The organism is Serratia sp. root2, assembly GCF_031931805.1.
Classification (GTDB): domain Bacteria; phylum Pseudomonadota; class Gammaproteobacteria; order Enterobacterales; family Enterobacteriaceae; genus Serratia; species Serratia inhibens.
On record NZ_JAUJXB010000001.1, the window covers coordinates 2217798 to 2230469 of the forward strand.

The 12672-nt window shown below is 56.0% G+C and carries 10 protein-coding genes; 3 read left to right on the forward strand and 7 right to left on the reverse strand.

Translation table 11 applies throughout. The features are described 5' to 3' along the window. Window positions 1–207: 207 nt before the first annotated feature. Together QZQ97_RS10140 and sanA are read left to right on the forward strand one after the other, a co-directional pair. Window positions 208–1905 (forward strand): NAD-dependent malic enzyme, encoded by a 1698-nt coding sequence (locus QZQ97_RS10140; protein WP_311993326.1) that lies wholly within the window; start codon window positions 208–210, stop codon window positions 1903–1905. Between the two features lie 167 nt (window positions 1906–2072). Continuing rightward, entirely contained in the window at window positions 2073–2810 is a 738-nt protein-coding gene (gene sanA / locus QZQ97_RS10145; protein WP_311993327.1) for an outer membrane permeability protein SanA, read from the forward strand. 269 nt (window positions 2811–3079) lie between these two features. Here sanA and mglC read toward each other — a convergent pair whose 3' ends face one another. The 7 genes from mglC to QZQ97_RS10180 form a co-directional block, all read right to left on the reverse strand. Beyond that, window positions 3080–4090, reverse strand: a complete 1011-nt coding sequence (gene mglC, locus QZQ97_RS10150) for a galactose/methyl galactoside ABC transporter permease MglC (RefSeq protein WP_006322189.1) — start codon at window positions 4088–4090, stop codon at window positions 3080–3082. A gap of 11 nt (window positions 4091–4101) precedes the next feature. Further along, window positions 4102–5610, reverse strand: coding sequence for a galactose/methyl galactoside ABC transporter ATP-binding protein MglA (mglA, locus tag QZQ97_RS10155; protein WP_006322187.1), 1509 nt, complete (start codon window positions 5608–5610; stop codon window positions 4102–4104). Window positions 5611–5785: 175 nt separating this feature from the next. After that, on the reverse strand, window positions 5786–6778 hold the full coding sequence (gene mglB, locus QZQ97_RS10160) for a galactose/glucose ABC transporter substrate-binding protein MglB (protein ID WP_006322185.1): 993 nt from the start codon (window positions 6776–6778) through the stop codon (window positions 5786–5788). Between the two features lie 254 nt (window positions 6779–7032). Then, window positions 7033–8070 (reverse strand): HTH-type transcriptional regulator GalS, encoded by a 1038-nt coding sequence (gene galS / locus QZQ97_RS10165; RefSeq protein WP_311993328.1) that lies wholly within the window; start codon window positions 8068–8070, stop codon window positions 7033–7035. A gap of 129 nt (window positions 8071–8199) precedes the next feature. Next, on the reverse strand, window positions 8200–9381 hold the full coding sequence (gene yeiB, locus QZQ97_RS10170; protein ID WP_311993329.1) for a DUF418 domain-containing protein YeiB: 1182 nt from the start codon (window positions 9379–9381) through the stop codon (window positions 8200–8202). A gap of 189 nt (window positions 9382–9570) precedes the next feature. Next, on the reverse strand, window positions 9571–10236 hold the full coding sequence (gene folE, locus QZQ97_RS10175) for a GTP cyclohydrolase I FolE (protein WP_004942347.1): 666 nt from the start codon (window positions 10234–10236) through the stop codon (window positions 9571–9573). Window positions 10237–10483: 247 nt separating this feature from the next. Next, window positions 10484–11641 (reverse strand): YbfB/YjiJ family MFS transporter, encoded by a 1158-nt coding sequence (locus tag QZQ97_RS10180; protein ID WP_311993330.1) that lies wholly within the window; start codon window positions 11639–11641, stop codon window positions 10484–10486. A 107-nt stretch (window positions 11642–11748) separates the two neighbouring features. Between QZQ97_RS10180 and ptrR the strand changes: the two genes are divergently transcribed. Further along, window positions 11749–12666 carry a putrescine utilization regulator PtrR gene (gene ptrR / locus QZQ97_RS10185; protein ID WP_311993331.1) on the forward strand — a complete coding sequence of 306 codons (918 nt, stop codon included), beginning with the start codon at window positions 11749–11751 and terminating at the stop codon, window positions 12664–12666. Window positions 12667–12672: the final 6 nt, after the last annotated feature.

Here is a 12672-nt window from a genome sequence, read left to right on the forward strand (position 1 = left end):
GTGCCGCCCGGCGCCGCTGTTAACAGCCCCGTAAGCCGATTACAATGGCATTCACGTCTTAAAACACTTTCTTTAGTTAAATTAGGACGTGATCGTCGATAATTACGCCAATTTACCTCATGATCCGATAACAATTGCTGTACATATTTTCCCGATCTTTTAGGATCGGCATCATAAAAGTTATCCGATACGTTGAAGAGCAAAACAATGGAACTTGAATACGAAAGCAAACGCCCCCTCTACATCCCTTACGCCGGCCCGATTCTGCTGGAATTTCCGCTGCTGAACAAAGGCAGCGCCTTTACCGAGGATGAGCGCAGCCATTTCAACCTGCACGGTTTACTGCCTGAAGCGGTGGAAACCATCGAAGAACAGGTTGAGCGCGCCTATCGTCAGTACCAGGATTTCAAGAACGATAACGACAAACACATCTATCTGCGCAATATCCAGGATACCAACGAAACCCTGTTCTACCGCCTGCTGGATGCGCATCTGAGCGAGATGATGCCCATCATCTACACCCCGACGGTCGGTGAAGCCTGCGAGCACTTCTCCGATATCTACCGCCGCGCACGCGGGCTGTTTATCTCCTACCCAAACCGCGATCGCATCGACGACATGCTGCAAAACGCCACCAAACAAAACGTTAAAGTGATCGTGGTCACCGACGGTGAACGCATTCTCGGCCTGGGCGATCAGGGCATCGGCGGCATGGGCATTCCTATCGGCAAGCTTTCACTGTATACCGCCTGCGGCGGCATCAGCCCGGCCTATACCCTGCCGGTAGTGCTGGACGTTGGCACCAACAACCCGCAGCGCCTCAACGATCCTCTATACATGGGTTGGCGCCACCCGCGCATCTCCGGTGATGAATACCACGCCTTTGTCGAAGAGTTCATTCAGGCAGTAAAACGCCGCTGGCCAAACGTGCTGCTGCAATTCGAAGACTTCGCACAGAACAACGCCACTCCGCTGTTGAACCGCTATCGCGATGAGATTTGCTGCTTCAACGACGATATTCAGGGCACCGCGGCGGTCACCCTTGGCAGCCTGATCGCCGCCAGCCGCGCCGCCGGTAGCCAGCTGCGCGACCAAACCGTGACCTTCCTTGGCGCCGGTTCAGCCGGCTGCGGCATTGCGGAGCAGATTATCGCGCAGATGAAATCCGAAGGACTGAGCGAAGACGAAGCCCGCGCCCAGGTCTTCATGGTCGATCGTTTCGGCCTGCTGACCGACAAACTGCCTAACCTGCTCGATTTCCAGAGCAAGCTGGTGCAAAAGAGCGAAAACCTGGCTTCATGGCAGACGTCCAGCGACGCTATCTCTCTGCTGGACGTAGTGCGTAACGCCAAACCAAGCATTTTGATCGGCGTTTCCGGCCAGCCGGGCCTGTTTACCGAAGAGCTGATCCGCGAGATGCATCAGCATTGTCCGCGCCCGATCGTCATGCCGCTGTCCAACCCGACCTCGCGCGTGGAAGCCCGCCCGGAAGACATCATCAACTGGACCGACGGTGCAGCGCTGGTCGCGACCGGCAGCCCCTTCGCGCCGGTGAGCTATAAAGACCAGCTGTTCCCTATCGCCCAATGCAACAACTCCTATATCTTCCCGGGGATTGGTTTAGGCGTGCTGGCCTCCGGTGCTACCCGCGTGACCGACGCCATGCTGATGGCCGCCAGCCGTGCGCTGGCAGATTGTTCGCCGCTGGCGACCGACGGACATGGCGCGCTGTTGCCGAATATCGACGATATTCAGGGCGTATCCAAGTGCATCGCAATGGAAGTGGGCAAAGCGGCGCAACTGCAGGGAATGGCGGTAGTCACCTCTGAAGAAGCGCTGTCGAAGGCCATTGAGCATAACTTCTGGCGGCCACAGTACCGCAGCTACAAGCGCACCTCGTTCTGATTTGCGCAGGTAAAGCACAAGGTCCGGTACGCCGGGCCTTTTTTATTGTCAAAACCGCCTAAAAATGCGGCTCAATGCGTACATCAGACGGCGGACAGCTTGCTTCAACCAGTCAGGTAAAGTAGCCTTGAACCCTCTTTTTCACCCCCTGCGCGTAAGGCAATAACATGTGGAAACGCCTGATAATCAGCCTGTTCATCATCATTACGGTGTTGATGCTCTCGGCGCTCGCGCTCGATCGCTGGATCAGTTGGAAAACCGCCCCTTACGTCTACGACGAACTCCAGGGTCTGCCCCATCGCCAGGTCGGTGTGGTGCTTGGCACCGCCAAATATTACCGTACCGGCGTCATCAACCAATATTACCGTTACCGCATTCAGGGAGCGATTAACGCTTATAACAGCGGCAAAGTGAAATATCTGCTGCTCAGCGGAGACAATGCCCAGCAAAGCTATAATGAGCCCATGACCATGCGCCGCGATCTTATCGCCGCAGGTGTGGCACCCAGCGATATCGTGCTGGATTACGCCGGGTTCCGTACTCTGGACTCCATAGTGCGCACCCGTAAGGTGTTCGACACCAATGACTTCATCATTATCACCCAGCGTTTCCACTGCGAGCGCGCGCTGTTTATTGCCCTGCATATGGGGATCCAGGCCCAGTGCTACGCTGTGCCGTCGCCGAAAGACATGATGACGGTGCGTGCTCGCGAGATATTCGCCCGCCTTGGCGCATTGACCGATCTGTACATACTCAAACGCGAACCACGCTTCCTCGGCCCGCTGATCCCCATCTCCTCCATGCACGCGGTGCCGGAGGATGCCCAGGGTTATCCGGCGGTGTCGCCGGAGCAATTGGTTGAGCTGGAACACAAGCTGGCAGCGGAAAAACAAAAGGCCAAATAGCCTTGGTTGCAACGGTGAAAATAAAAACGGTCGGCATTTGCCGACCGTTTTTTCCATATTTTATACCCTATGGCTTTCGAGTTGCAGCTAGGCGACCAGCTCGCTCATCCCCAGGCGCTTACTAAAGTCAAGTAACTGGGGTGACAAATCTGCCGGGAGCAGATTTGAACGCTGCTTGCAGCGGCCCCTTTAGGGGCGTGGCCCACGGATGGGCCACGTAACTGAGTGCAGGTAACAACGCTGCGGCTTGAAAGACGACGGGTATAAGATTATTTCTTCTTGGCGTACTTTAGTGAATCCAGCGCCACCGCGAAGATAATGATGCCGCCCTTGATGATGTACTGCCAGTAAGGGTTAACGCCAATGTAGGTCAGCCCGTAGTTGATGACGGTAAAGATGATCACCCCGGTCACCACCCCCAACACCGTTCCCACCCCACCGGCAAAGGATACCCCGCCCACCACACAGGCGGCGATGGCATCCAGTTCATACATAAAGCCGAGGTTGTTGGTGGCGCTGCCGATACGGCCGGCTTCCAACAGGCCGCCGAAGGCGTAGAACACGCCGGACAGCGCATAGATCATGATCAGGTTCAACGGCACGTTCACGCCGGACACCTTTGCCGCTTCCGGGTTGCCGCCGATGGCGAAGATATTTTTGCCGAAGCGGGTTTTATTCCACAGGATCCAGACAAAAATAATCGCGATAATGGCGTAGAAGGTAATGTACGACAGTTTAAAGTCGCCAAAGCGCAGGAATCCCTGGGCAAAGGTCGAGAACTTCGGATCGAACCCCGCTACCGGCGAAGCACCCACAGAATCGTAATACAGCGAGTTGATGCCGTAGACGATGATCATGGTACCCAGGGTGGTAATAAACGGCGTCACATTGAGGTAGGCAATGATCAGACCGTTCACCAGACCGATCACCGCACCAACGGCGCACACCAGCAGGATAACCAGCGGGATCGACCAGGTTTCCATATGCGGAAACACCTTATTGACGTTGTCCATCGACTGCAGAAGCGTTGCCGCTACCACCGCCGCCAGGCCAACCTGACGCCCGGCGGACAGGTCTGTACCCTGCGTGACGATCAACCCGGCCACGCCCAGTGCAATAATAATACGCACCGATGACTGAGTCAGGATGTTGCTCAGGTTCATTAAACTGAGGAACGTCGGGTCCTGGATAATAATAATTGCCAGCAGCACCAGCAATACCACGTAAATGCCACCTTCTTTAAAATAGGTGAACAAAGTTTTTTTATTCAGCGCGTTCATAATTCTGATCCTTAAAGGTGCAGGGATGCGAGACGTAAAATTTCATTTTGCGAGGTCTGTTTGGTGTTAACGATGCCCGCAACCTGACCATTACTCATCACCAGTATTCTGTCGGTAATTCCCAAAAGCTCCGGCATTTCGGACGAGACAATAATGATCCCCTTGCCCTTCTTCGCCAATTCCGTCATCAGCTGATAAATTTCGAATTTGGCGCCGACGTCAATGCCGCGCGTCGGTTCATCCAGCATTAATATTTCCGGTTGGGTTAACAGCCAGCGACCGATAATCACCTTCTGCTGGTTGCCGCCGGACAGCGAACCGATATGGGTGTGATGACCCGGCGTTTTGACCCGCATGGCGTCGATCACCCATTGGGTGTCGCTTTTCATCCGGGCGTTGTCCAGCAGACCGATTTTATTTTTATAGTTGCGGATATTGGATATCAGCGAGTTGAAGCCCACGTCCAGATAGGCATAAATCCCGGTAGAGCGGCGCTCTTCCGTTACCAGTGCAAAACCGTGGTTTATCGCTTCATTGGCGCTGTGATTGTTGATGGCCTTGCCATGCAGCTTGATGGTGCCCGCCACTTTCTCACGGATACCGAACAGGGTTTCCACGATGTCCGTGCGCTTGGCGCCCACCAGCCCGGCAATGCCAAGGATTTCACCTTTATGAAGATCGAAAGAAACATCGCGAATGGAAGGCTGGCGCAATGACGTCAGGTTCTTCACCTCCAGAATCACCTCTCCCGGCGTATTCTGCCTGTCGGGGAAGCGCTGACTGAGCGAACGCCCCACCATCATCGAGATGATTTTGTCCATATCCAGCCCTTCCAGCGGCTGGGTGGCGATCCACTGGCCGTCGCGCAGGATGGTGATTTCATCACACAGCTGGAAAATCTCTTCCATTTTGTGCGAGATATAGACAATGCCGCAGCCACGCTCTTTCAGCTTACGGATAATGGTGAACAGATGGTTCACCTCTTTTTCCGTCAGTGATGAGGTCGGCTCATCCATAATGACAATCTTGGCGTCATAGGAAAACGCTTTGGCGATTTCGATCATCTGCATTTGCGATACCGATAGCGTACCCACTTTATCCCGTGGGTTGATATCAATATCCAGCTCGTCGAATATCGCCTGGGTATCCTTCAACATCTTGTCTTGATCGACAAACATGCCTTTGGTCGGGTAACGCCCCAGCCACATGTTGTCCATTACGGTGCGTTGCAGAACCAGGTTTAACTCCTGATGCACCATTGAAACGCCATGTTCCAGCGCCTCTTTTGAGCTTTTGAAATCAATTTCCCGTCCCTGAAAAACAATGCTGCCGGCATCTTTTTTATAAATGCCGAACAGGCATTTTAACAATGTCGATTTCCCGGCGCCGTTCTCCCCCATTAACGCATGAATGGAGTGCGGACGAACGCGCAGGTTAACGTTATCCAATGCCTTGACGCCGGGGAATGACTTGCTGATATCGGTCATTTCCAGGAGGAATTCGCGTGGGCTGTCGGCCATAAATACACCTGGCTAGTATTGTACCCATCGGCTTTCAAACCGCAGCGTGGTTGGCTGCAAGGTGAAATCCGCAGGTATAGGCTGTCATTTTAATAAAAAATTCCCCCGCCTGCGGCTTTCCTGGTGTTGGCGCTGAACGCACCCCAGGCGGGGTCATTACGGGTTAGCTCAGCACTTACTTAACAAACTGAGACAAATTGTCTTTATCTACGCCAACGTAAGGAATGCGCACCACTTTATTTTCGATTTTATATTGGGTGCCGTCGGCAGCAGGTTTGCCCGCAGCCAGGTTTTTCGCCAATTGGAAGGTGGCTTTAGCCTGGTTGTCGGCATCGTTCAGCACCGTCCCCGCCATCGCACCGGATTTGACCATCGCCAGAGCTTCCGGCAATGCATCCACGCCGAATACCGGAATGCTGGATTTGTTGTGCGCCTTCAGCGCTTCTACCGCGCCCATCGCCATGGCATCGTTGTTGGCGATAACCACTTCAATTTTGTTGGCATTCGGGCCGGACAACCAGGCGTCCATTTTGTCTTTCGCCTGAGCGGTATCCCACATGGCGGTGTCCATCTGCAGTTGCTGAGTTTTAAGACCGCCTTCGTTCAGCGTCTTCACCACATAAGTGGTGCGCGCTTCGGCATCCGGGTGGCCCGGTTCGCCTTTCAGCAATACATACTGAATCTGACCGTCTTTGTTCAGATCCCAATTCGGGTTGGCTTTCCAGTGCTTGGCGATCAGCTGGCCCTGGATCACGCCGGACTCCTTGGAGTCGGTCCCCACATAAAAAGCTTTGTCGTAGCTGTCCAGCGCTTTGCGGGAAGGCTCTTTGTTGTAAAACACGATTGGGATATCGTTTGCGCGCGCCTTATCGATAACTACCGGGGCCGCCGCAGGGTCAACCAGGTTAATCGCCAGCGCTTTTACGCCTTTGGCGATCAGCACGTCGATCTGGTCATTTTGCTTGGACTGATCGTTCTGCGAGTCATTCATCAACAGAGTGACATCTGGAGAGGCCTTGGCGTCTTTCTCGATCGCCTTGCGCACTACTGACATAAAGTTGTCGTCGTATTTATAAATGGTGACGCCAATACGGGTATCTGCATGAGCTGCGGCACCAAACATCATGGCTGCGGCCGTCGCGGCCAGGGTGAAAACCTTCTTATTCATTGTCTGTCTCCGGTTTATGTAGGTCGTACTCGGTATTGAGCCAAAGGTAACCGGCGGTGGGTGCACGACCGGGTCTGGCAGGTTCCCTGTCATCCGTGAATCATGTTATTCCTGAAAAGTGCTGTGTCAGCGCGAGATCAAAACGGCAGCGGCAAGTGCCTTTGCGCCGGAAAACGCCTAGAGCATAGACGGGGCGATGTTAATAATCTGTGAATTTTCTCACAGATTGAAAACGGTTACACAAGATTAAATCTTCAGAGAGTGACCGCCGCCTCACTTTGCCAGGGCGCATCAGAATGGCGACGTACGAGGGTGGGCATAAACAGGTGACAGGCCTGGGGCTCCAGCCCGTCAGCCGCGCCCCGCAGAGCCAATTCGGTGGCGAGAGTCGCCATGGTAACAATGGGATAGCGAACCGTGGTCAGTTTGGGGCTGGTATAGCGTGCGATGGGGATATCATCGAACCCCACGATCGAGAAATTTTGCGGCACTGTGATACCGTTTTCTTTCAGCACCGCCATGGCGCCGGCGGCCATGGCGTCATTATAGGCGAATACCGCGCTCAGGTGCAGGTTGCGGCCAAGCAGCTCGACCATCGCGGCCTCCCCGCCCTGCAGATCCGGCGAACCGTAAGCGCGCCAACTGTCCGGCGTCGCCAGCCCCGCCGCGCTCATCGCCTGCTCATAGCCCTGCTGACGTAGCGGTCCGTCTTCAATCGGGTGATTGGAGCCCAGGTAACCAATACGCTGATGGCCCTGCGACAGCAGCAGGCGTATCGCCATCTCTGCGCCGCTGACGTTATCCAGGCCGACGCAGCGGTGTTCATAGCCGGCGATGATTCGGTTAATCAGCACCATGCCCGGCACCTGCTCGAGAAAAGCGATCAATTCGGCGTCACACAAAGCTTTTGCATGAACAATCAAGGCATTGCATCGTTGGCGAATTAATACCTCAATGGCATGGCGCTCTTTTTCCGCCTGGTGGTAACTGTTGCCTATCAGCAGGTATTTGTGGTTTTTCTGCGCCACGGTGTCTACCGCTTTCACCAGCGCGCCAAAGAAGGGATCGGAAACGTCCATCACCACCACGCCGAGGGTATCGCTGCTCTGGGTGGCCAAAGCCTGCGCGTTGGCATTGGGCCGGTAGCCCAGTTCCGCTACCGCCTGCAGCACCCCTTCACGCGTCTGTTTGCTGGTCAGGGCGCTGTTGTTCAGCACGCGGGAGACGGTCGCCACGGACACGCCCGCACGTTTCGCCACGTCGCGAATGGTGATTGGATGAACAGAGGCCATGAAAGATCCTGAGGTCGGGGTCATTGACAGTGGCGCTATCCTACCCCGTTTGTCATCCTCCTCTGCGTGAATTACGTCACAGGAAAGAAAACGTTTACATACATTTTTTTAACCTGCCTGCGCCAGATCTCAGTTCAGCGTCTTGGGTTCTGCCTGGCCGGCGGCCAGGTGGGTCAATTTTCGCCAAAGCCACTCTACCGGCCCCTGCGGGAAATAACTCAACCACAGGGTGGAAAACAACAGGTTAGCCAGCCAGACCAGCGGCACAAACGCCAACAGTTGCAGGCGGTCAAACTGCTGATACAAGCCAAAGCGATAGAACAACGTGGTGCAGATCAGCGTTTGCAGCAGGTAATTGCTCAGTGCCATACGCCCGACCTGAGTCAGCCAATGGCCGATACGCAGGCGCGATAGCGTCGGCCAGAAACCGTAACACAGCGCCAGATAACCCATCGCCTGCAAGGGTGCGCCCAGTTCACGCGGCGCTTGCAATAAAAAGCCGCTCCAGCGGTAATCCCAGTGCAGATGCCACTGCAAGGCCACCGCCGGCAGTTGGATCAGCAATGAAAGCGGTATCAGCCAGGCCGCCTGCCGCCGATAGTAGCCCGGAGAATAAGTACCGCGCAGCCAGCCGCTGCGCATCAACCCCGCGCCAAACAGCATCAATCCCGCCAACTCCCAGCCGTATTGGGCACCAATCGCCAGCAGGCTGGAAGACAGCAGGTCAACACGGCTGCGCCATGCCTCCATGCCCCCCTGTAATTTCCAGAACTTCTCATACTGCAACTCAGCTACGCCCGGTTGCCAGAAACCGCCCGGCTCACCGTGCGAAACGAATCCCAGCAGCAGCAGTACCCCAACGCCAATCAGGTACAGCACCACGCCGGTTTTCAGCAGTTGGTAAGTGTCCTTCGCGTCGCGGATCATCCGCCAGCACACCAGGCCGATTAAGCCGTAAGCCAGCAGGATATCGCCGTCCCAGAGAAAAATGGCATGCCCCAGGCCAAACAGCACCAACCACGACAGCCGCGCACGTATCCAGCCTTTGCCGCGGCGCAGCAGCATCTGCAGGCCTGCGCCGAATAACAGGGCAAACATCGCCAGAAACTTGGCCTGCGCGAAAATATCCAGCAGCGCCCAGGTCCAGGCATCGCGAATAGTCGGCAGCCCCAGATAGGCAGGATTAAGGTAGGCCGCCTTTGGCAGGCCAAAGGCGCTGATATTCAGCAGAAGAATGCCGAGAATGGCGATACCCCGTACGCAGTCCAGCGTGGCGATGCGTGGCAAGGGGGCCGTGGAGCTAGTGTTCATTATTTTACCGCTGTATGCCGGTCATTAAAAAGGCGCCCGCAGGCGCCTGTTATCCCCGTCATACTTGAAGCTGCCTCTGTGTTGACTGCGTGCACTTACCCGAATCACTTACCTGAGTAAGCTCATCGGGATAAGCGACCTTGCCGCCTTGATGCAGCTCCAATTATCTCGGGTAGAAATGGCCCACCATCACCCCTGGTGATGACGTACCGCGCGCAAAAACTCCTGGCGCGTATTCTGGCTGGACTTGAACAGCCCGCCCAGAGAGGTGGTGGTGGTGGCGCTGGTCGCGTCACGGATGCCGCGTGCCTTCACACAATAATGGACCGCATCGATCGATACCGCCACGTTATTGGTGCCGAGCAAGGTTTGCAATGCCACCAGGATCTGCTGAGTCAAACGCTCCTGCACCTGGGGGCGCTGGGAGAAGAACTGCACGATACGGTTGATTTTCGACAAACCTATGACCGCATCTTTCGGAATGTAGGCCACGGTCGCTTTGCCGTCGATGGTCACGAAGTGATGCTCGCAAGTGCTGGTCAGAGTGATATCGCGCACCGTCACCATTTCATCTACCTTCATCTTGTTTTCGATGACGGTGATTTTTGGGAAGTTGGCGTAGTCCAGGCCGGAGAAAATCTCATCGACATACATTTTGGCAATGCGGTGCGGGGTTTCAGCCAGGCTGTCGTCAGACAGGTCGAGATTAAGCAGCTGCATGATTTCCGTCATGTGCTCTTTAATACGACGTTTGCGCGTTTCGCGATCCAGCACTTCACCGCGCAACGGGGTTTCCAGACCACGCTCTTCGAGCGCTGCGTGAACCAGGGCAGCTTCTTTACTTAATGATGTCATTTATTCTCTCCAACGGACTTGAACTCACCCATCAGACGGCTTTACCGGGCAGATAGGTGAATTGCATACTCTCCTGACGGCAGAAGTTTCCGTAGTTGATAACGTGAACCCGGTCAAGATTTTGCCCCCACTCTAGATGAGAGTGAGGGGATTATCCAGTGATTGTGTTTCAACCGCAGGTGAAATATTCGCATTTAGCACAATCAGGCCGGCTGCGGGTATCCCGCGTTTTTTGTACGGAATTTAATCACGGCGGTGTCGGTTTTCGCGCCAATTCGCGCGCCGGCGTATTCACCACCAGCAGACCGGCCACGATCAAAGCCGCAACCGCCACATACAGCGCCGGTTCCAGCCTGTGGGTCAATGCCGTCGACAGCGCCGACAGCGTAGGGCCAACCAGTTGCCCCAGCGCATAACCGGTGGTCAACAATCCCGCCATATAACGTGCATGGTTGGGCGCCAACTCCCGGCCATGCTGGATGGAAAGCTGCACCACGCTGAGAAAACCGCCGCCGGTAAGTAACGCCCCCAGCGCCAACCCGGCCACACCCGGTACCACTTCCGCGCACAATACCCCCAGCGCCTGCACCCACAGGGTAATAGCCAGACGTGACTGAGTGGTCAGCCGGTGGCGGGTCAGAATGCCGAGAACGATCCCCAATACCGCCGCACCGCCGAAGATCGGCCAAACGAATTGAGCGAACAGGCTACCGGGAAAGCGCGCCGCCGCCATTTGCGACAGAAAGGTCGCCGGCAAAATATAGCCGAAGCCCGCCAAGCTGTAGCTCCATACCAGGCGTTTCAACGCCGGGGTCAGTTGCAGCGGCTCCGCCGCCACGTTAGGGCGATGCAGCTCACCGGCACGCGGCAGGTTAATGCTGATGGCGCCAATCAGCACCAGCGCCAACACGCCATACACCATCCAGGCCTGCGACGCCGTCAGCGCCAGGCCATGAATGCCCACCGCCATCATGCCGCTGATAAAAATTCCGGCGCCCGGGCCAGCGAATACCGCCGCGCTCAACGCCGGCCGGCCATAATGCGCCAGTCGCTCGTTGGTCCAGGCCGCTACCAATACCATCGACCAGCCGCTGGCCCAGCCGATGACAAAACGCACCGCACCATGCCACCATTCGCCCTGCACCACGGCGGAAAGCAGCGTCAAGACCACTGCGCCCCACACGCCCAGCCACAGCCGGCGCTCAACGTGGCGGCTGGCGCGCATGGCGTCGTAAGCACCGCACAGATACCCCAGGTAGTTGATCGCTGCCACCAGCCCGGCCCCGGTCAGGGTAAACTGGTGTTCGGCAATCATCAGCGGTACCTGCGGGGTAAAGGCGAAGCGCCCAATCCCCATGGCGACGATCAACGCAATAAAACCGCTCAGGGCAATTCTTAAGGCCATGTAGAGTTATCCAGACTGTTAAAAGAAAGTTGCCAGTATCATGCCGCAGTATTAAACTCACAAAAACTGAATAATACTCATCAAGTTCATCACAAAAAGAGAAGACAATGGATCTTACCCAGCTTCGCATGTTCTGCAGCGTCGCCGAAACCGGCTCCGTAGCCCGTGCCGCCGAACAGTTGCACCGCGTGCCGTCGAACCTGACCACGCGCCTGCGTCAGCTCGAGCAGGAACTGGGTACCGATCTTTTCATCCGCGAAAAGCAGCGCCTGCGCCTTTCGCCGATGGGCCACAACTTTCTCTGCTACGCCAACCGCATTCTGGCGCTCAGCGAAGAGGCCATGAGCATCACCCATGCCGGTGAGCCGGCGGGTAACTTCGCTATCGGCTCGATGGAAAGCACGGCCGCCACCCGATTGCCCAATCTGCTGGCAGCCTATCACCAGCGCTTTTCGCAGGTGTCGCTGTCGTTGACCACCGGCACCTCGGGCGAAATCACCGAAAGGGTGCGCGCCGGTACGTTGGCGGCCGCGCTGGTCGATGGGCCGGTTCAGTATGACGAACTCAACGGTTGTATCGCCTTCCCCGAATACATGGTGGTGATCTCCTGCCTTGACCACCTGCCGATTCATAACGCTAAAGACGCCAAAGGCGAAACGCTGTTTGCCTTCCGGGCAAGCTGTTCTTACCGCCTGCGGCTGGAGTCCTGGTTCAAGCGCGAAGGCGTGTTGCCGGGTCAGGTTATGGAAATACAGTCCTACCACGCGATGTTGGCCTGCGTTGCCAGCGGCGCCGGGTTGGCGATGATCCCGCATTCGGTGCTCAGCCTGTTGCCAGGCCATGAACGGGTGAAAGTGCATGCCCTGCCGGATGATATCGCCCAAACCGCCACCTGGTTGCTGTGGCGGCGCGATGCGTTCGGCCCGAACGTGCGGGCTCTGAAAGAACTGATTATTGAACAGGCGGAAACCGCCGCTGTTGACAACACAAACCTCGTTTCATCAGACGCTATCGACATAGCCTGATTTAAA

Bases quoted from the DNA above. Each gene is read 5' to 3' on its own strand.
- yeiB (WP_311993329.1), bottom strand. From the start codon at position 9,381: ATGAACACTAGCTCCACGGCCCCCTTGCCACGCATCGCCACGCTGGAC.
- sanA (WP_311993327.1), top strand. From the start codon at position 2,073: ATGTGGAAACGCCTGATAATCAGCCTGTTCATCATCATTACGGTGTTG.
- QZQ97_RS10140 (WP_311993326.1), top strand. From the start codon at position 208: ATGGAACTTGAATACGAAAGCAAACGCCCCCTCTACATCCCTTACGCC.
- ptrR (WP_311993331.1), top strand. From the start codon at position 11,749: ATGGATCTTACCCAGCTTCGCATGTTCTGCAGCGTCGCCGAAACCGGC.
- folE (WP_004942347.1), bottom strand. From the start codon at position 10,236: ATGACATCATTAAGTAAAGAAGCTGCCCTGGTTCACGCAGCGCTCGAA.
- mglB (WP_006322185.1), bottom strand. From the start codon at position 6,778: ATGAATAAGAAGGTTTTCACCCTGGCCGCGACGGCCGCAGCCATGATG.
- galS (WP_311993328.1), bottom strand. From the start codon at position 8,070: ATGGCCTCTGTTCATCCAATCACCATTCGCGACGTGGCGAAACGTGCG.
- mglA (WP_006322187.1), bottom strand. From the start codon at position 5,610: ATGGCCGACAGCCCACGCGAATTCCTCCTGGAAATGACCGATATCAGC.
- mglC (WP_006322189.1), bottom strand. From the start codon at position 4,090: ATGAACGCGCTGAATAAAAAAACTTTGTTCACCTATTTTAAAGAAGGT.
- QZQ97_RS10180 (WP_311993330.1), bottom strand. From the start codon at position 11,641: ATGGCCTTAAGAATTGCCCTGAGCGGTTTTATTGCGTTGATCGTCGCC.